The organism is Komagataeibacter sp. FXV3 (genome assembly GCF_015155755.1).
GTDB lineage: Bacteria > Pseudomonadota > Alphaproteobacteria > Acetobacterales > Acetobacteraceae > Komagataeibacter.
Map to the genome: position 1 here is coordinate 92,626 of NZ_VWPI01000124.1, position 17,967 is coordinate 110,592.

Genomic DNA, 17,967 nt, shown 5'->3' on the forward strand with positions numbered 1-17,967 from the left:
CCCTTGTTCGGGGTCAGGCCGCGGGTCGCGGCGCGATGTGGCGGTAGTTGAGCTGCCCGATCAGCTGCCCAAGGGTTGCAGGCAGGTTGCCGCGTTTGACCACCATGTCCAGCATGCCGTGTTCCAGCAGGTATTCCGCACGCTGGAAACCTTCGGGCAGCTTTTCGCGCACCGTGTCCTCGATCACGCGCTGCCCGGCAAAGCCGATCAGGGCATTGGGTTCGGCAATCTGCACATCACCCAGCATGGCGAAGGATGCGGAAACGCCCCCCGTGGTCGGGTTGGTCAGCACGACGAAATAGGGCAGCCCCGCTTCCTTGAGCATCTGTACCCCCACGGTGGTGCGCGGCATCTGCATGAGGCTGATCATGCCTTCCTGCATGCGTGCGCCACCGGATGCGGTAAAGACGATCAGCGGCGACTGCTGCAGGATGGCAAGGCGGGCGGCAGCCAGAAAGGCCTCACCCAGTGCCGCACCCATCGTGCCCGCGATGAATTCGAACGCCATGACGGCGACAACCGCGTTATGTCCGCCGATCTGCCCATGGGCCACGGCCATGGATTCATCAAGCTGGGATTTGGCGCGTTCATCCTTCAGCCGGTCCGTGTAGCGTTTGCGGTCACGGAAGGAGAGGGGGTCAACCGGCACCTTGGGCAATTCGATGCGGGTATATTCCCCGTTGTCAAACGTCCATTCCAGCCGTTCGGGCACGGTGGCGCGCATGTGGTAGCCGCAATGCGGGCACACATTCATCGCCTTGCGCAGGTCCTTGGTCAGGATCATCTGCTCGCACGATTCGCAGTTGGTCCACAGGTTGTCCGGCACTTCCCGCTTGAGCAGGCCGCGGATCTTGGGACGGACATATTCGGTCAGCCAGCTCATGTTGCCTCTCCCTTAAGCTTTCTGGAGGCCTGTTCCATACAGGCAGATGAACGATTGGGCCAGATTGTCATTGCAGGGGGTGTCGCGGAAAGCCATCCGTAAAACACCCTGCAAACCATAAGAAAGTTTCTGGTGAAGCTTTTTTCAAAAAGCTTCAGAAGGCGCCATCTTTCTGAAAAAAGACGGCGCCCAAAAACTTCTGTTTTTCATCAATGTATTATTTTGAACCCGTTTTGCTTACAGCATGCACCGCATCCGCCAGCCCGCGTAGCTGTTCCAGTACCGCAGGTACGGTGCGGGCTGTCGCCCGACCATCCGGATCCAGCGTGCCCTCAAGCGTGTTGAGCAGGGCGGAGGCTACGACGGCAGCGTCAGCCGCGCGCACGGCGTTTGCGGCCAGTTCGGGCGTGCGGATGCCAAAGCCGATGGCGATGGGCAGGTCGGTGGCACGGCGCAGGCGGGGCAGGGCATGGGCCAGTTCATCGGTACTGGCGGTGCGCGTGCCCGTCACCCCGGTGATGCTGACATAATAGACAAAGCCCGACGCGCCATTGAACACCACCGGCAGCCGGTCGTCCGGCGTGGTGGGGGCGACAAGGCGGATGATGTCCAGACCGGCCGCAGCCGCAGGCCCAGCCAGCAGGTCGGCTTCCTCCGGCGGCATGTCCACGACGATCAGGCCGTCCACGCCCACGGCTTTCGCATCCACGCAGAAACGTTCGGGGCCATAGGCCTCGATGGGGTTGGTATAGCCCATCAGGATGATCGGGGTTTCGTCATCGCCTGCGCGGAAGGCCGCGACCATTTCCAGCACGCGCTTCATGGAAGAACCACCCCTCAGCCCGCGCAGCGCGGCCTTCTGGATGGTCGGGCCATCGGCTGACGGGTCGGAGAAGGGCACCCCTACCTCGATCAGGTCCGCACCCGCACCGGGCATGCCGCGCAGGATGGCAAGCGACGTGTCGTAATCCGGGTCGCAGGCCTCGACATAGGGGATCAGGGCGCCACGGCCCTGCTGGCGCAGGGTGGCGAAGCGGCGGGCGATGCGGCTCACAGTTTCACTCCCAGATGTTCGGCGACGGTGAAGATATCCTTGTCCCCCCGGCCGGAAATGTTGATGACAATGATCTTGTCCCTGCCCATCTCGGGCGCGATCTTCGCGGCGTAGGCAATGGCGTGGGCACTTTCCAGTGCGGGGATGATACCCTCGGTCCGGGTGCACAGCTGGAAGGCGTCTAGCGCCTCCTCATCGGTTGCCCCCACATATTCGGCGCGCCCGATGTCACTGAGCCATGAATGTTCGGGACCAACGCCGGGATAGTCCAGACCGGCGCTGATGGAATGGGCTTCGGTGATCTGCCCGTCTTCATCCTGCAGAAGATAGGTGCGGTTGCCGTGCAGCACGCCGGGCTTGCCGCGTTCGATGGAGGCGGCGGTGCGTCCGCTGTCCAGCCCGCAGCCCGCGGCCTCGACACCGATCAGCCGGACTTCGGGGTCATCAAGGAAGGGATGGAAGATGCCCATGGCATTCGACCCGCCACCGATCGCGGCCACGATCGTATCAGGCAGGCGACCTTCGGCGGCCATGATCTGTTCCTTGGTTTCCACGCCGATGATGGACTGGAAATCACGCACCATCTGCGGATAGGGATGCGGCCCCGCCACCGTGCCGACAAGGAAATAGGTGTCATGCACGTTGGTCACCCAGTCGCGCATGGCTTCGTTCATCGCGTCCTTCAGCGTGCCGGCACCTGCGGTAACGGGCACGACTTCGGCACCCAGCAGCCGCATGCGGAACACGTTGGGCTTCTGGCGCTCGACATCGGTGGCACCCATGTAGATCGCGCATTTCATGCCGAACAGCGCGCACACGGTCGCGGTGGCCACGCCATGCTGGCCCGCGCCGGTTTCAGCCACGATGCGGGTGCGGCCCATGCGGCGGGCCAGAAGGATCTGCCCCATGACGTTGTTGAGCTTGTGGGAACCGGTGTGGTTCAGCTCCTCGCGCTTCATGTAGATTTTCGCGCCGCCAAGCTGTTCGGTCATGCGGCGCGCGAACCACAGCGGACTGGGACGACCGACATAATCCTTGAGGTAATAATCCAGTTCCCGCCGGAATTCGGGGTCCGCCTGCGCCGCCTTGTACGCGCCGTCCAGCTCCAGCAGGAGCGGCATCAGGGTTTCGGCGACAAAACGGCCGCCAAAAATTCCAAAACGGCCGCGACCGTCCGGCCCGCTGCGCAGGCTGTTGGCGCCTGCCTGTGTGTCTGTTGCGCTCAACTTCGCTACTCCGCAAGAAATAGGTGCGTGGCTCAATGGTATCATCATGCAGCCGTCCCGGGCCGCGTATCAGGCGATTCTGGACCGGATGGCGGTAAAATACCAGCCCCCTGCCATATCGTGGGGCATGTCATGATTTGACATGTTTGCTGTCGCATGATGGATGAACAACGACCCGAACCACAGAAAGACCGCCCATGTTTCTAGCCCATCGTCCCGGTGCGCCGGCCCGGACCGTTACGACTGCGGAGGATGCAACAGGTGCGGCTTGGCTGGACCTGCTCAGTCCCACCGAGGAGGAGGAGGCCCTTGCCGCCGAGGTAACGGGCCTGCGTGTGCCCACCCGCGCGCAGCTGGATGAGATCGAAAGTTCATCACGCCTCTTTACCGAAGGGACTGGCGTCTATCTTTCCACGCCACTGGTGCGCAAGACGCCGGATGACTTTTTCGTATCCCCCGTGGGTTTCGTACTCATGCCCGGTCGGCTCCTGACCATCCGTTATACCGGGTTCAGCGCGTTTGACGTGGTTGCGCGGGACGTGGCGGGACAGGCTGAACCCCTGGCCGCCAACGAGGCGGGGATCATGCTGCTGGAAGCCATCGTGGACCGGCTGGCCGATATCCTGGAACATCTGGGACAGGCGCTTGATGGCATGTCCAAGGATGTATTCCAGTCCGAGGAGCCAAGCCAGGCGCAGGCGGGCGCCCTGCTGCGCAACATGCTGCGCCGGGTTGGCCGGTCGGGTGACCTGAGTTCATCCGTGCGCGACAGCCTGCTGGGGCTGGAACGGATTTCCATCTTCTTGGGGGAAAACAAGCGCCATGACCTGTCTGAACGGCTGCAGTCGCGGCTGGCCACGGTAGGGCGCGATATCCGTTCACTGAACGACTTCGTATCCCAGACGGCCAACAAGGTGCAGTTCCTGCTTGATGCGACGCTTGGATTTATCAGCATCGAACAGAATAATGGCATGAAGATACTGACCGTGGTCAGCTTTATTGGCGTGGCTCCCACGCTGGTAGCGGGCATCTATGGCATGAACTTCCATGATATACCCGAACTGAACTGGAAATACGGTTACTGGTATTCCCTTGCCCTGATGGCAGCCACGGTGGTGTTGCCGCTGATCTGGTTCTGGCGGCGTGGGTGGCTGGGGAAATAGTCATCATTTCCTGACATATCGTCTTCATGATTATTATATTATCGAATCATTTCAATGATTTAGGTTTCAATGATGAGGGAAACAAAATAAAAGAAAATTCATGAATGCCGGAGCGCGCGCGGATAATCGGTGCCTGCCCGGGTATGCCGATGCCGGGGAGGAATAAAGACCATCATGAAACCGAACCGTACGCTGGGATGTTTTGTGGTCCTCACCGGGCTGCTGGGTGGACTGCCCACCGTGGCGCATGCGCAGGTTCATGTCTTTTCCAGCCTGCGGCATGACGGCAACACGGGCCTTGCCCGGTGGCTGGGTGACATTACCCTGAGTGCGCAGGTCGACGGCGGGATCATGGCCAATCCCGCACGTCCCCAGCCCGGTTACAACTATGGCGACTTCCTTGCCGATCATGCCAATCAGGTCCAGTTGAACCAGGCCGAATTCACGCTGAACAAGGCGATCGATCCGCACCGGAACACATACCAGGTCGGTTTTACGCTGGAGGGCATGTACGGGTCGGACGCACGCTATTATCAGGTCCTGGGCATCAGTGACCGGGAATGGAACGCACGCTACCAGCTGATCCCCGCGCAGGCGCACATGGATGTCCACCTGCCGTGGCTGACGCATGGCGGGCTGGACATGCAGGCGGGGATCCTGCAGGCCCCGATGGGGGTGGAAGGACTGGATCCGACATCCCGGCCCTTTTACACGCTGGCCTATACATCCGAATATTCCGTGCCGTTTGAACATGTGGGCGCGATGTTCAACTGGCATGTGACGCCCATGGTGGATGTGACATTCGGCATTGATACCGGCAACCAGACATCATTCGGGCATGCGGACAACAACAGCGCGCCAGCCGGATATTTCGGTTTCAACCTGAATAACCTTGCGCATGGCAAACTGCGTATTGTGGAACTGAGCCGTGTCGGGCCGGAAAATTCGTGGCGCGCCATTGGCCATTATGAAGCCGATCATACCCAGCGGTTCTGGAATGATATCAGTGCCTATTATCAGGTGAATGACCGGTTGAGCCTGACGGCGGAATTCAATTACCTGCATGACGAGGGCACGCGTGGCATCGGCGCGCGCGGGCAGTTCGCGGGGGTGGATGCGGAAAGTTTCGTAAGCTTCCTCAGCTACCGCATCAACCGCGACCTGACCTTCAATTACCGTGGCGAAATATACCGCGACAACAACAACGCCATGGTTGCGACCTTCCGCGGGAACAATTCCTACATGGAGGCACTGGCCGGAACGGGGGGGGCGGTCGTGCCCGGGCCATCGGCCTCCAGCCATGGCACGACATATGGCGAAATGACGCTGGGTGTCAGTTACCGTCCCCAGCTTGGCCATCATGTCGGGGTTTTCATGCTGCGCCCCGAAATACGGTTTGACCGGGCGCTGAATGGCACCATGCCGTTCAATGGCGGACGCAACAATGGCATGTTCACCTTTGGTGGGGATGCGGTCATCGGGTTCTGAACACGCAGCCTTCAGGCAGCATCGTGAACGCATGCATCCATCAGTGCAGACGCGGTCAGCCCCGGTAGGGGGCATGCGAATATTTTGACATCATGGCGCGTTACAGGGGCGATGACAGTATAATCATCGCGATGATGCCGGGATTCCGTGGCATAGGGGCGTGCGTATGCTTGACGCCACGTGATTAAAGGCATATGGTCTGCGCATTCCAGAGCATGCCATTTCATGGCGGCCCCGGGATTCCCACCTCTCAGTTAAGCTGCATCAAACCGTTTCATCAGAATATGGTCAGAGGCCCCTTATCGGCGCGCCTTCTCACACTGATTGCTGGCTTCTCTTTCCTTTCGTGAACTGCCCACTTATAGGCATATCCTGCATGCAACTCGCCGAACTCAAGGCCAAATCCCCAGCAGACCTTCTGGCTTATGCTGAAAGTCTGAACATTGAAAACGCATCTTCTCTTCGCAAGCAGGAGTTGATGTTCACGATCCTCAAGACGCTGGCTGACAATGATCAGGCCATCTATGGGGACGGTACGCTTGAAATTCTGTCTGACGGATTTGGCTTCCTCCGCTCACCGGAAGCCAATTACCTGCCGGGCCCCGATGACATCTATATCTCCCCCAGTCAGGTCCGCCGCTTCGGCCTGCGCACCGGTGATACGGTCGAGGGTCAGATCCGCGCCCCGCGCGACGGGGAGCGGTATTTCGCCCTGCTGAAGGTCAACGCGATCAATTTCGAACCGCCCGAGGCCGTGCGCCAGCGGATCAACTTCGATAACCTGACGCCGCTCTACCCTGAACGCCGCCTGAAGATGGAAGTCGAGAATTCGGCTGTGGGGGGCACTGCGGAGCCGCCCGCCAATGGAAAGGGGAAGGGCAAGACCCCGAACCGTGATTTCACGTCCCGTGTAATCGACCTTGTCTCGCCCATCGGCATGGGCCAGCGCGCGCTGATCGTCGCCCCGCCGCGTACCGGCAAGACCGTGATGCTGCAGAGCATCGCGTCCTCCATTTCCGCAAATCATCCCGAAGTGTTCCTGATCGTGCTGCTGATTGACGAGCGGCCGGAAGAAGTGACGGACATGGCGCGTTCCGTGCGGGGTGAGGTCGTGTCCTCCACCTTTGACGAACCCGCGACCCGTCATGTGCAGGTCACCGAAATGGTGCTGGAAAAGGCCAAGCGCCTGGTCGAGCACAAGCGCGATGTCGTGATCCTGCTGGATTCCATTACGCGTCTGGCCCGTGCCTACAACACTGTCGTGCCCTCATCGGGCAAGGTGCTGACCGGTGGTGTGGACGCCAATGCGCTGCAGCGTCCCAAGCGCTTTTTCGGTGCGGCCCGTAATATCGAGGAAGGCGGTTCGTTGACCATCATCGCGACCGCGCTGATCGATACCGGCAGCCGTATGGATGAAGTCATCTTTGAAGAGTTCAAGGGCACGGGCAACTCCGAACTGATCCTTGACCGCAAGCTGGCTGACAAGCGTACGTTCCCCGCCATCGACATCACCAAGAGCGGCACGCGTAAGGAAGAACTGCTGGTCGATCGGGCCGATCTGGCCAAGATGTGGGTCCTGCGCCGTATCCTTGCCCCGATGGGTACCATGGATGCGATGGACTTCCTGTTGGACAAGCTGAAATACAGCAAGACCAACCACGACTTCTTCGACGCGATGAATACCTGACCGGGTTGTTTCGTGACGGATTAAAAAAACCCCGGCTGCAAAGCCGGGGTTTTTTGTTTTTGAAAGGAGAAGTTTTTGGAGAAGCTTTTTTCAGAAAGCTTCAGAAGACGCTGTCTTTTTGAAAAAAGGCGACACCCGAAAACTTCTGTTATTCGGGCTTTATCTCAGGGGATCAGGATCGTGCTGCCGGTGGTCTTGCGTGATTCAAGGGCGATATGCGCCTGTGCCGCCGCGGTCAGGGGGAAGGACTGACCGATACGCGGCTTGATGATATCCTGCCTTACCAGTTCAAACAGTTCGTTGGCGGCATGCAGTAGTGCTGGGCGTTGCGCGATATAGGTCGTAAGGGCCGGGCGCGTCAGGTAAAGGCTGCCATGGGCTGCCAGCGTGCCGACATTCACACCCGTCACCGCGCCCGATGCATTGCCATAGCTGACCATAAGACCGCGTGGCGCAAGGCAGGACAGGCTGGTTTCAAAGGTATCGCGGCCAATGCTGTCATAAACGACCGGCAGCATGCGCCCGTTGGTCAGGTCGCTGACCTGTTCCTTTATCCGGTCCGTGCCGATGATGACATCCGCCGCCCCGTTGGCCCGCGCCAGTTCCGCTTTTTCCGCCGTTGAGACGACGCCAATGACGCGTGCGCCCAGATGACGTGCCCACTGGCACATCAACAGCCCCACGCCGCCGGCGGCGGCATAGACCAGAATGTCCTCGCCGGGCTGGACGCGATGGACCTCGCGCAGCAGCATATGCGTACTCAGGCCACGCAGCATGATGGCGGCAGCGGTCGTGGCGGAGATGTCATCGGGCAATACCACCAGCCTGTCGGCTGCAATGGTGCGGAACGTGGCATAGCCACCCGGTGTCGTGACATAGGCCACGCGCATGCCGGGCTGAATCGTGTCCACGCCGGGACCGATGGCGGTTACGGTTCCAGCCCCTTCCATACCTAGCACGGCGGGTAGGGTAGGGAATTTGTACAGTCCGGTGCGGAAATAGGTATCAATGAAATTGACCCCGATGGCTTCCTGCCGCAGCACCACTTCGCCTGCCGCCGGGGTGGGAACCGGAAGCGTTTCGGTGCGGAGGACGTCAGGTCCCCCATATTCATGGATGCGGATGACGGTATTCATGTCCTGTAATCCCTGTTGGTGGGTTTATGGCAGCGGTGATGCGGAGAGGGTTTCCAGGTCACGCAGGAACTGCCGGTCGCGCGCCCCTTCATCACCGGGATAGGTTTCGGGATCGTATTGGGGACAGTCAGTAAAATCGATGCGGTGGCAGGGGATCAGAATGGGAATGGGATTTTCCGAACAGGCACTGATGATGGTGTCAGTTGAAACATTGGCCAGGCGGGCCGCTTCCCGCCACGAAACCTGCTGGCCTACGGGAATGGTCTGCATGAACTGCCATGCGCGTAGCTGCTCGGGTGTGCCATACGGGGCAAGGGGCAGGCGGCACAGTGTGGCCTCCCCATCAAAATAGGCGTCCAGCCAGGCACGGGATTCCAGCAGTAGCGGCGTTTCCTCCTGATCGCGGCCCCAGCCCCAGTCCAGCGCCACGATCTTTCCATCTTCGGCGGAGACGGTCAGGGGTGCGAGTGGCGAATGCATTGAAAGTTGTGGCATGAGTCACCTTGATCAGGACAAAGAGGTGAACGATAACGCCGTTCCCGGAACTGACAAAATGATGATGGCCACCATGGAGATGTTTGTGCAGGAAAGTGATCGTCATCCCCCCGTCATTTTCGCGCTCGCCAGCGGCCTGTCCCGCGCCGCCATTGCCGTCATGCGGTTAAGCGGTACGGGTACCGGCAGGATTGTGGAAAGCCTGTGCGGTCGTCTGCCCGCGCCACGCCGGGCCTCGCTGCGGGGGCTGTGGCGACGGGATGGGGATGCGCCCATCCTGCTGGATCGTGCACTGGTGCTGTGGTTTCCGGGGCCAGAAAGTTATACGGGCGAAGATAGCGCAGAACTGCACCTGCATGCGGGGCCAGCGGTCATCAATGCCGTGGCCGATACGCTGGTGGCACTGGGCGCACGCCCTGCCGAACCGGGGGAGTTCAGTCGCCGCGCGTTTATGCACGGGCGTCTTGACCTCATGCAGGCGGAAGGGATTGCCGATCTGATCGACGCCGAGACCGAGGCCCAGCGGCGACAGGCGCTGGCACAGGTCGATGGGGCACAGAGCCGCCTGTACCAGCAATGGGCCGACAGGCTGCGCGTGCTGCTGGCGCATCAGGAAGCATTGATCGACTTCCCTGATGAGGAACTGCCCCCGGAAGTGGAGCAGGAACTGGTGAATGGCCTGCGGGTACTGCACGCGACCATGCAGGATTATCTGGCAACTGGTGAAGGGGCCGAGCGTCTGCGGCGTGGACTGGTTTTTGCCATTGTGGGGGAACCGAATGTTGGCAAATCCAGCCTGCTGAATGCGCTGGCGGGGCGGGATGCCGCCATTGTGTCCACCCGTGCAGGCACGACGCGTGATGCGATTGAAATCCGGGTTGTGATGGGGGATGTGCCGGTCACGCTGGTTGATACCGCGGGCCTGCGTGAAACCGATGACGAGATTGAAGCCGAAGGCGTGCGACGTTCATTGTTTCACGTGAAACAGGCGGATTGCGTAGTGCATGTATTTGCAGGTAATCCTCCACCATCCCGATTGGAAGGGAATGGTGTACTGGTATGCAACAAGACCGACCTGTCACCCGCGCCTGATGGCGTAATAGGGATCAGCGTGCTCACGGGGGCGGGCATGGATGTGCTAAGGGATGTTCTGGCCGACAGGGCGCGTGCCCTGACTGCCGATCGGGCCAGCGCACCGTTTACCCGCGCCCGGCATCGTGCCGCGATAGAGGAAACGGTCCATTATATCGGGCGGGCACAGATGATGGCATGGCCTGAAATGCGCGGAGAGGAAATGCGCCTGGCCATGCGCGCCCTTGGGCGGCTGACGGGGGCGGTGGATGTGGAAGCCCTGCTGGATACGGTGTTTGGCCAGTTCTGCATTGGCAAATAGGGGAAGTGCGGGGATGAGTCGCGTATATGATGTGATTGTCGTGGGTGGCGGTCATGCGGGGTGCGAAGCGGCATCTGCCGCCGCGCGTACGGGCGCGCGGACGATGCTGTTGACGCACCGTCTTGAGACCATCGGCATCATGTCCTGCAATCCGGCCATTGGCGGGATCGGCAAGGGGCACCTTGTGCGTGAAATTGACGCGCTTGACGGTCTGATGGGGGTTGCGGCCGATCGGGCCGGGATTCATTTCAAGCTGCTGAACCGTTCCAAGGGGCCAGCCGTGCATGGTCCGCGCGCGCAGGCGGACCGCTCACTCTATCGTCAGGCCATACAGGATCTGCTGGCACAGACCGAAGGACTGGATATTGTCGAAGGCGCGGCGGGGGACCTGCTGGTCGATGGACAGGGCCGGGTCGAGGGCGTTGTCTGTGAAGATGGTCGTACCTTCGTCTGTGGTGCAGTGGTTCTGGCGACGGGCACGTTCCTGCGGGGGACAATCCATGTCGGGCATGACAGCCAGCCGGCCGGAAGGGTAGGGGACCGGCCCGCGAATGCGCTGGGCGAACGTCTGGCCGCACTGGGGCTGCGCATGGGGCGCCTGAAGACCGGCACACCCGCCCGCATCGCGCGCGACAGCATCGACTGGAACATTCTGGCGGAAGACCGGGGCGACGCCGTGCCAGAACCCTTCAGCCGCATGACGGACACCATTACCAACCCCATGGTGTCATGTCGCATCACGGCTACCACACCGCGCACGCATGAGATCATACGTGAAAACCTTCAGCTTTCCGCCCTGTACGGCGGGGCGATCTCGGGACGGGGGCCACGTTACTGCCCGTCGATCGAGGATAAGGTCGTACGGTTTGCGCAGCGTGAGTCCCATCAGATATTCCTTGAACCCGAAGGCCTGCCCGGCACGCCCGATGGGGAACTGGTCTATCCCAATGGTATTTCCACCAGCCTGCCTGAAAACGTGCAGGTGGAAATGCTGCGCAGCATCCCGGGCCTGGAACATTGCCGGATCGTCAGGCCCGGTTACGCGGTGGAATATGATTACGTAGACCCGCGCGAACTGGCGCCCACGCTGGGACTGAAAAACATGCCCGGCCTGTTCCTTGCCGGTCAGATCAACGGCACGACCGGGTATGAGGAAGCCGGGGCGCAGGGCCTGCTGGCCGGTGTCAATGCCGCCCGCTGTGCTGCGGGGCAGGAAGGTGTCACACTGGACCGTGGAAATGCCTATATCGGCGTGATGATCGATGACCTGACCACGCAGGGTGTATCCGAACCCTATCGCATGTTTACGTCCCGCGCCGAGTACCGCCTGACCCTGCGGGCCGATAATGCCGACCTGCGGCTGACCCCACGTGGACTGGAATGGGGCTGCGTAGGGACGGCGCGTGCACAGCGATACCGTATGGACTGTGCCGCGATCGAAGCCGCCACCGAGCGTGCCCGCAATGAAACCTATAACCCGGACATCCTGCGCAGGGCCGGGGTGAATGTTTCGGCTGATGGGCGCGCGCGCACGCTTGTGGATGTGCTGGCTACGGATGCATCGCCCGAAACGCTTGCCCGGATCGCGCCATGGTTTGCGGACCTGCCGCCCCGTGTGGCCCAGCATCTGGCGACCGAGGCCCGCTATAGCGGCTACATTTCCCGGCAGGATCGTGAAATTCGCCAGCTTGCCAGCGAAGGGCGCATGACCCTGCCTGTGGATCTGGATTATGCCCGGGTTGGTGGTCTGAGCACGGAAATGCAGGAACGGCTGTCGCGCGTCCGGCCTGTAACGTTTGGCGCGGCACAGCGTATTCCCGGCATTACGCCATCGGCGCTGGTTGCCCTGCTGGCGCATGTGCGGCAAAGGCAGGTCGCAGTATGACGGACGCGCCCGATGTTTCACGTGAAACACGTGACAGGCTGGAACGCTATGCCGATATCCTGTTGCGGTGGAACCAGCGGATCAATCTTGTCTCGCCCCATGATCTGCCGCATTTATGGTCGCGTCATATTGCTGATAGCCTGCAACTGGCGCGGTTGATTCCATCCGGCCCCATAAGTCTGGTGGATATGGGGTCCGGCGGCGGTTTCCCCGGCCTGGTTATTGCCTGCGCCACGGATGCGCAGGTGACACTGATCGAATCGGACCAGCGCAAGGCCGCCTTCCTGCGTGAGGCTGCACGGGTGGCGGGGGTGCAGGTCCGTGTCTGTGCGCAGCGGTTGGAGGTTGCTGACGTGCCCCCCGCACAGGTCGTGACGGCGCGCGCGCTCGCACCCCTGTCGCGCCTGCTGGAATGGGGGACGCGCTTCCTGCGGCCAGATGGCTTCTGCCTGTTTCTGAAAGGAAGGAATGCAGAAGATGAACTGACAACAGCCAGCGCCGACTGGCGTATGGCGGCAACCCGGATTCCAAGCCGTACAAATGCGGATGGTGTGATTCTAGAATTGAGCGATATCAGGCGTGTCAGAGACTACAACAATGAATGATACGGGAAGCGGGCTTGCATCTTCCCCCCGCATTATTGCGCTGGCCAACCAGAAGGGCGGTGTGGGCAAGACAACCACGGCCATCAATCTGGCGGCGGCTCTGGCGACATCGGGACTGAAGGTCCTGCTTGTCGATATGGACCCGCAGGGTAATGCCTCGACCGGACTGGGTGTAGGGTATGATGCCCGCCGCAGCGGCACGTACGCCATGCTGGAAGACGGCGAACGGGCCGCCGCCGTGGTGCAGCCCAGCGCCGTGCCTGGCCTGTCGCTGATTGCGGCGGATACGGAACTGGCAGGGGCGGAACTGGAACTGGTCATGTCCGACCGGCGTGAATACCGGCTGCGTGATGCGCTGGCGCAGGTCGGGGCGGAATATGATGTCATCCTGATCGACTGCCCCCCCAGTCTGGGCCTGCTGACCCTCAACGCCCTTGTGGCGGCACAATCCGTTATCGTGCCGTTGCAATGTGAATTCTTCGCGCTGGAAGGCATCAGCCAGCTGGTACGGACCGTCAACAGTGTGCGGCAGTCACTCAATCCCGTACTGAAGCTCGATGGCATTGTGCTGACCATGTACGATCGGCGTAACAACCTATCGGAATTGGTGGCGGATGATGCCCGCAGCTTCTTTGGGGACAGGGTGATGGAAACCCTCATTCCCCGTAATATCCGGATTTCCGAGGCGCAGAGCCATGGACAGCCGGTGATGAATTACGACCAGCGTTCGTCCGGCAGTCTGGCCTATCAGGCGCTTGCCACCGAAGTCACGGACCGTCTGGGACTGCATGCAGTACGGAAAGGGAAAGCCAGCTTATGAAAACCAAGAAGGATGCCGGTCGCCCCCGTCTCGGTCGCGGACTGGCTGCCCTGCTGGGTGAGCAGGTCAACATGCTGCCTGCCGCACCGGCGGTTGAAGCACGCAAGACGCCCGAAGCCATTTCCAGCCTGCCGATTGATGTCATGGAACCCAGCCCTTTCCAGCCACGCCAGCAGATGGAACCCGGCGCGCTGGATGAACTGGCCAGTTCCATTCGCGTGCGTGGCATCCTGCAGCCCATCCTTGTGCGGCCGCATCCGGGACGTAAGGGGGTCTATCAGATCATTGCGGGGGAACGCCGCTGGCGTGCCGCGCAGATTGCGGGCCTGCATGATGTGCCCGTTCATATCCGCCCGCTGGATGATGGGGACGCCATGGCGGCGGCGTTGGTGGAAAACCTCCAGCGTGCCGACCTCAACGCCATTGAGGAAGCCGAGGGTCTGCAGCGCCTGCTGGACGATTACGACCTGACCCAGGATGAACTGGCCAGTGCGATTGGCAAGTCCCGTCCGCATGTCGCCAACATGGTGCGCCTGTTGCAGTTGCCGCCACCAGTGCGTGATGCGGTGCGTCATCAAAGTCTGTCGGCGGGGCATGCCCGTGCCCTGCTGGCACATGGCGACCCCGTTGCGGCACTGAAAATCGTTCTGGCGCAGGGGCTGAATGTCCGCCAGACGGAAGCTCTGGCCAAGCAGCAGGAACGCAAGACAACTGCCGCGCGTGACAAGGCGGAAAAGATCGCGCGCAATCCTGAAATTGCTGCACTGGAACGCGACCTTGCCACCAGACTGGGGCTGAAGGTGCAGATCGCCTTTGACGGGAAGGGCGGCAGCATTCGCATTGATTACCGTTCGCTGGAACAGTTTGATGGCCTGCTGCGACTGCTGCAGCAGTAGGAATTTCAAAAAAGTCAAAAATTCCTCTTGCCAGACAATGGGGTGGCTGCTAGAAGCCCTCTCACCCAAGCGGGTAACCCTGTGGGCGCATAGCTCAGTTGGTAGAGCAGCTGACTCTTAATCAGCGGGTCCAAGGTTCGAGCCCTTGTGCGCCCACCATAGGGTTTAACAGGATCACAGAAATCCCCATCACGGCATCGCCGGTGGGGATTTTTTGTATTCTGGTTCCGGTGGGGCATGGGACAATGGCACGTAGTCGCATTGCCATTTCTTTTGGCCGGATCTTCCGTTAAGGACTGTTGCAAAAGAACCCCTTGATAAAAAGTAATGAAAGTTTCGGGTGTCTCTATTTTTTAAGGGGGCACTTCCTGAAGCTTTTTGGAAAAAGCTTCACCAAAAATTTTCTTACTGATCTGCAGGATATTGCGTGAGCAGACTTCTGAAACAGTTTCCATGGCAGGCAGGATGACATCCCATCCTCCCCTGATCGGGGTCACACTGGACAGTGAACCGCCCGCAACGGATGACAGGGCCGGATATTCCCGTTTTCCATGGTATGCGATCCGCCAGAATTACATGGACATGATCGCGGCCTGCGGCGGGCTGCCGGTCGCTCTGGGCCATGACGTGCCGCAGGCGGCAGCCATGGTTGCGCGACTGGATGCCCTGGTGGTGACCGGCGGTGCGTTTGATGTGCCCCCGGATCAATATGGCGCATTCGGCCAGCATGCCAGCGTGCAGACCAAGCCCCGGCGTACGGCAGCGGAAACGGCCCTGATCCATGCCGCCATGATGCGTGGCATTCCTGTTCTGGGCATATGTGGCGGCATGCAGCTTCTGGCTGTCGTGCTGGGGGGACGACTGGTACAGCACATTCCCGATACCTATCCCGCAGCCCTTGCGCATGAGCAGCCCAATCCGCGTGATGAACCCGGGCACGGGGTGGATGTGGTCGCCGGTACGCATCTGGCGCGGCTGGTGGGTCGGGACCGGCTGGCGGTGAATTCGTCCCACCATCAGGCAGTAGGGGATGCAGGACGGGCGGTAATCTGTGCTACAGCGCCTGATGGGGTTGTCGAGGCCATTGAACTGCCCGGCCATCCATTTTGCATCGGGGTGCAGTGGCATCCGGAATTTGGCATATCGGCAGGGGACCGTCTCCTGTTCGAAGGGTTGATCGACGCGGCGAGGCAGACACGAACATGACACAGGACCATTCCCCCCCATCTAACCAGGAACGGGGTGACCGTATTGCCAAATGGCTGGCCCGGTCTGGCGTTGCCAGCAGGCGCGATGCGGAACGCATGATTGCCGAAGGCCGGGTCAGGCTGAACAGCGCGGTCGTCACCCATCCGGCCACGTTCGTGGACGGGGGCGATATCGTTCAGGTGGACAACAATGTGGTCAGCGCGCCCGACCGCACGCGGCTGTGGCGGTACCACAAGCCCGATGGTCTGGTGACAACCCATCGCGATCCCGAAGACCGCCCGACCGTGTTCGATTCCCTGCCGCCGGGACTGCCGCGTGTCATAAGCGTGGGGCGGCTTGACCTGAACAGCGAGGGCCTGCTGCTGCTGACCAATGATGGCGAACTGGCCCGCAGGCTGGAACTGCCCAGCAATGGCTGGATACGTCGTTACCGCGTACGGGTGTTCGGGGTGGTGGATGAACGGATGCTGGCCTCGCTCGCTCATGGCAGTGAATTCGAGGGCGTGCGCTATGGCCCGATCGAGGCACAGCTGGATTCCGCCAAGGGGGACAATGCATGGCTGACCGTTTCCCTGCGTGAAGGCAAGAACCGCGAGGTCCGCAAGGTCATGCGGGGACTGAACCTGCATGTCAGCCGCCTGATCCGCACGTCATACGGTCCGTTCCAGCTTGGCACGCTGCAGCGTGGTGAACTGGAGGAAGTGACCGGCAAGGTCATCCGTGAACAGGTACCCGGCCTGCCTGCCGCCAAGTCGCAGCGCAGGGCGTAATGCGTATCATCGCGGGTGACTGTCGCGGCCGCACCCTGCATGCGCCGCCGGGGCAGACCACGCGCCCCACGGCGGACCGTGTGCGGCAGGCATTGTTTGACACGCTCGCCCATGCGCCATGGGCGGGGATAGACTTTTTGCGTGGCGCGCGCGTTCTGGACGGATTCGCCGGCACAGGGGCGCTGGGGCTGGAAGCCCTGTCGCGCGGTGCCGCCAGTGCCGTGTTTATCGAACAGAACCGCGCCGCCCTGCGGGCCTTGCGTGAAAATGTCACGGTCTGCGGCATGGGCGATCGCGTCATGATCCGTGCGATGGATATGCTGCGCCTGCCAGTGCGTGGCGCATCCGGCCCGGTGGATCTGGTTTTTCTGGATCCCCCGTATAACCAGGATCTGCCCACCCGCGCGCTGGTGGTGCTGGAACGTGGCGGCTGGCTGCATCCCGCAACCCTGGTGGTGGTTGAAACGGCGGCGGCGGAATCCGCCCCGGTTGCCGCTGACCGGCTTCTGCTTGAACGCAGGCATGGGGCCGCGTGCCTGTATGCATGGCGACACGGGGCGGACGACGCGGCATAATTGATTGCCGTATTTTTGCCAGCGGCCTTCTGTCTATGGTGTGGACGGGGTTATAGTGGTGTCGTTTGACGGAAATGAAGTGCAATGGTCATTTCCCTTGTGCGTTTGGTCCCTGTTGGCATGCCCATGCCGGGGCCTATGATCAGGATATGGATTTTTGGCGATTTTCAGCCGTTTTGTCCCTGACTCGCTGTCCTCTGGCCCGGTGCGGTCGCGCCTGCGCGACCGGTTGACCGAAGCGGGAGGACTGGGGTTGTGGAGTCTGGCGCTGTGTCTTGCCATTGCCTTGTGGAGCTATGATCCACGCGATCCGTCGGCCAATACATCCAGCGCGCAGCCGCCTGACAACCTGCTGGGCCGGCCGGGCGCGTACATGGCTGATTTCATGCTCCAGAATTTCGGGATCGTGGATGTCCTGGCTATTTTCTGCCTGCTGGCATGGGGGTGGCGGCTGATCCGGCACCATGGGCTGGCATCGGCCCTGCTGCGTATCATTGCACTGGTCTGCGCGCTGCCGGTCATCGCGGCGGACATTGCGGCCGTGCCATTGCTGCTGCCCGCGCTTCAGGCTCCGCTATGGCCAACGCAGGCCGGGCCGGGTGGTGCGGTCGGCCTGTCGGTGGCGCATATGTCCATTCAGGCTGCCACCGTTTTCGTCGGGCGGGGGGGACCGCTTGTTGTC

Annotated in this window: 17 protein-coding genes and 1 tRNA gene; 13 read left to right on the forward strand and 5 right to left on the reverse strand. The window is 61.1% G+C overall.

Annotation, left to right across the window (positions count from 1 at the left end):
• Positions 1 to 13: 13 nt before the first annotated feature.
• From accD to trpB, 3 genes are all read right to left on the reverse strand, one after another.
• Positions 14 to 883 (reverse strand): acetyl-CoA carboxylase, carboxyltransferase subunit beta, encoded by an 870-nt coding sequence (accD, locus tag F1542_RS11410; protein WP_193733138.1) that lies wholly within the window; start codon positions 881 to 883, stop codon positions 14 to 16.
• 217 nt (positions 884 to 1,100) lie between these two features.
• Positions 1,101 to 1,937 carry a tryptophan synthase subunit alpha gene (trpA, locus tag F1542_RS11415; protein ID WP_193733139.1) on the reverse strand — a complete coding sequence of 279 codons (837 nt, stop codon included), beginning with the start codon at positions 1,935 to 1,937 and terminating at the stop codon, positions 1,101 to 1,103.
• Positions 1,934 to 3,163 carry a tryptophan synthase subunit beta gene (gene trpB, locus F1542_RS11420; protein ID WP_193733140.1) on the reverse strand — a complete coding sequence of 410 codons (1,230 nt, stop codon included), beginning with the start codon at positions 3,161 to 3,163 and terminating at the stop codon, positions 1,934 to 1,936. The genes trpA and trpB overlap by 4 nt, the downstream gene beginning before the upstream one ends.
• 197 nt (positions 3,164 to 3,360) lie before the next feature.
• On the opposite strand from trpB, the gene F1542_RS11425 reads away from it, so the two are divergent.
• From F1542_RS11425 to rho, 3 genes are all read left to right on the forward strand, one after another.
• Positions 3,361 to 4,326 (forward strand): magnesium transporter CorA family protein, encoded by a 966-nt coding sequence (locus F1542_RS11425; RefSeq protein ID WP_193733141.1) that lies wholly within the window; start codon positions 3,361 to 3,363, stop codon positions 4,324 to 4,326.
• Positions 4,327 to 4,500: 174 nt separating this feature from the next.
• Positions 4,501 to 5,814, forward strand: coding sequence for an outer membrane beta-barrel protein (locus F1542_RS11430; RefSeq protein WP_193733142.1), 1,314 nt, complete (start codon positions 4,501 to 4,503; stop codon positions 5,812 to 5,814).
• A 376-nt stretch (positions 5,815 to 6,190) separates the two neighbouring features.
• Entirely contained in the window at positions 6,191 to 7,501 is a 1,311-nt protein-coding gene (gene rho, locus F1542_RS11435) for a transcription termination factor Rho (protein WP_193733143.1), read from the forward strand.
• A 164-nt stretch (positions 7,502 to 7,665) separates the two neighbouring features.
• Here rho and F1542_RS11440 read toward each other — a convergent pair whose 3' ends face one another.
• On the reverse strand, positions 7,666 to 8,637 hold the full coding sequence (locus F1542_RS11440; protein WP_193733144.1) for a quinone oxidoreductase: 972 nt from the start codon (positions 8,635 to 8,637) through the stop codon (positions 7,666 to 7,668).
• Between the two features lie 24 nt (positions 8,638 to 8,661).
• A complete protein-coding gene (locus F1542_RS11445; protein ID WP_193733165.1) occupies positions 8,662 to 9,117 on the reverse strand; it encodes a methylated-DNA--[protein]-cysteine S-methyltransferase in 456 nt (151 codons plus the stop codon).
• Positions 9,118 to 9,190: 73 nt separating this feature from the next.
• Between F1542_RS11445 and mnmE the strand changes: the two genes are divergently transcribed.
• The 10 genes from mnmE to F1542_RS11495 all read left to right on the forward strand — a co-directional run.
• Entirely contained in the window at positions 9,191 to 10,525 is a 1,335-nt protein-coding gene (gene mnmE, locus F1542_RS11450; RefSeq protein WP_193733145.1) for a tRNA uridine-5-carboxymethylaminomethyl(34) synthesis GTPase MnmE, read from the forward strand.
• A 13-nt stretch (positions 10,526 to 10,538) separates the two neighbouring features.
• On the forward strand, positions 10,539 to 12,410 hold the full coding sequence (mnmG, locus tag F1542_RS11455; protein ID WP_193733146.1) for a tRNA uridine-5-carboxymethylaminomethyl(34) synthesis enzyme MnmG: 1,872 nt from the start codon (positions 10,539 to 10,541) through the stop codon (positions 12,408 to 12,410).
• Positions 12,407 to 13,015: a 16S rRNA (guanine(527)-N(7))-methyltransferase RsmG gene (gene rsmG / locus F1542_RS11460; protein WP_193733147.1), complete on the forward strand. Its 609-nt coding sequence runs from the start codon at positions 12,407 to 12,409 to the stop codon at positions 13,013 to 13,015. The genes mnmG and rsmG overlap by 4 nt, the downstream gene beginning before the upstream one ends.
• Entirely contained in the window at positions 13,008 to 13,835 is an 828-nt protein-coding gene (locus F1542_RS11465; protein ID WP_193733148.1) for a ParA family protein, read from the forward strand. Before rsmG ends, F1542_RS11465 begins: the two co-directional genes overlap by 8 nt.
• Entirely contained in the window at positions 13,832 to 14,731 is a 900-nt protein-coding gene (locus tag F1542_RS11470) for a ParB/RepB/Spo0J family partition protein (RefSeq protein ID WP_193733149.1), read from the forward strand. Before F1542_RS11465 ends, F1542_RS11470 begins: the two co-directional genes overlap by 4 nt.
• A gap of 83 nt (positions 14,732 to 14,814) precedes the next feature.
• Positions 14,815 to 14,890, forward strand: a tRNA-Lys gene (locus tag F1542_RS11475).
• Positions 14,891 to 15,196: 306 nt separating this feature from the next.
• The gene (locus F1542_RS11480) at positions 15,197 to 15,937 is read left to right on the forward strand and encodes a gamma-glutamyl-gamma-aminobutyrate hydrolase family protein (protein ID WP_193733150.1); all 741 of its coding nucleotides are present in this window, start codon (positions 15,197 to 15,199) and stop codon (positions 15,935 to 15,937) included.
• Positions 15,934 to 16,710, forward strand: a complete 777-nt coding sequence (locus F1542_RS11485; RefSeq protein ID WP_193733151.1) for a pseudouridine synthase — start codon at positions 15,934 to 15,936, stop codon at positions 16,708 to 16,710. Before F1542_RS11480 ends, F1542_RS11485 begins: the two co-directional genes overlap by 4 nt.
• Positions 16,710 to 17,285 (forward strand): 16S rRNA (guanine(966)-N(2))-methyltransferase RsmD, encoded by a 576-nt coding sequence (gene rsmD / locus F1542_RS11490; RefSeq protein WP_193733152.1) that lies wholly within the window; start codon positions 16,710 to 16,712, stop codon positions 17,283 to 17,285. Before F1542_RS11485 ends, rsmD begins: the two co-directional genes overlap by 1 nt.
• 157 nt (positions 17,286 to 17,442) lie before the next feature.
• Positions 17,443 to 17,967 (forward strand): DNA translocase FtsK 4TM domain-containing protein (locus tag F1542_RS11495; RefSeq protein ID WP_193733153.1); only part of this gene is annotated, 525 nt, incomplete at its 3' end.

Coding starts and splice junctions, on each gene's coding strand:
- accD (WP_193733138.1), bottom strand. CDS start 883: ATGAGCTGGCTGACCGAATATGTCCGTCCCAAGATCCGCGGCCTGCTC.
- F1542_RS11425 (WP_193733141.1), top strand. CDS start 3,361: ATGTTTCTAGCCCATCGTCCCGGTGCGCCGGCCCGGACCGTTACGACT.
- F1542_RS11430 (WP_193733142.1), top strand. CDS start 4,501: ATGAAACCGAACCGTACGCTGGGATGTTTTGTGGTCCTCACCGGGCTG.
- rho (WP_193733143.1), top strand. CDS start 6,191: ATGCAACTCGCCGAACTCAAGGCCAAATCCCCAGCAGACCTTCTGGCT.
- F1542_RS11440 (WP_193733144.1), bottom strand. CDS start 8,637: ATGAATACCGTCATCCGCATCCATGAATATGGGGGACCTGACGTCCTC.
- F1542_RS11445 (WP_193733165.1), bottom strand. CDS start 9,117: ATGCATTCGCCACTCGCACCCCTGACCGTCTCCGCCGAAGATGGAAAG.
- mnmE (WP_193733145.1), top strand. CDS start 9,191: ATGATGATGGCCACCATGGAGATGTTTGTGCAGGAAAGTGATCGTCAT.
- mnmG (WP_193733146.1), top strand. CDS start 10,539: ATGAGTCGCGTATATGATGTGATTGTCGTGGGTGGCGGTCATGCGGGG.
- rsmG (WP_193733147.1), top strand. CDS start 12,407: ATGACGGACGCGCCCGATGTTTCACGTGAAACACGTGACAGGCTGGAA.
- F1542_RS11465 (WP_193733148.1), top strand. CDS start 13,008: ATGAATGATACGGGAAGCGGGCTTGCATCTTCCCCCCGCATTATTGCG.
- F1542_RS11470 (WP_193733149.1), top strand. CDS start 13,832: ATGAAAACCAAGAAGGATGCCGGTCGCCCCCGTCTCGGTCGCGGACTG.
- F1542_RS11480 (WP_193733150.1), top strand. CDS start 15,197: ATGACATCCCATCCTCCCCTGATCGGGGTCACACTGGACAGTGAACCG.
- F1542_RS11485 (WP_193733151.1), top strand. CDS start 15,934: ATGACACAGGACCATTCCCCCCCATCTAACCAGGAACGGGGTGACCGT.
- rsmD (WP_193733152.1), top strand. CDS start 16,710: ATGCGTATCATCGCGGGTGACTGTCGCGGCCGCACCCTGCATGCGCCG.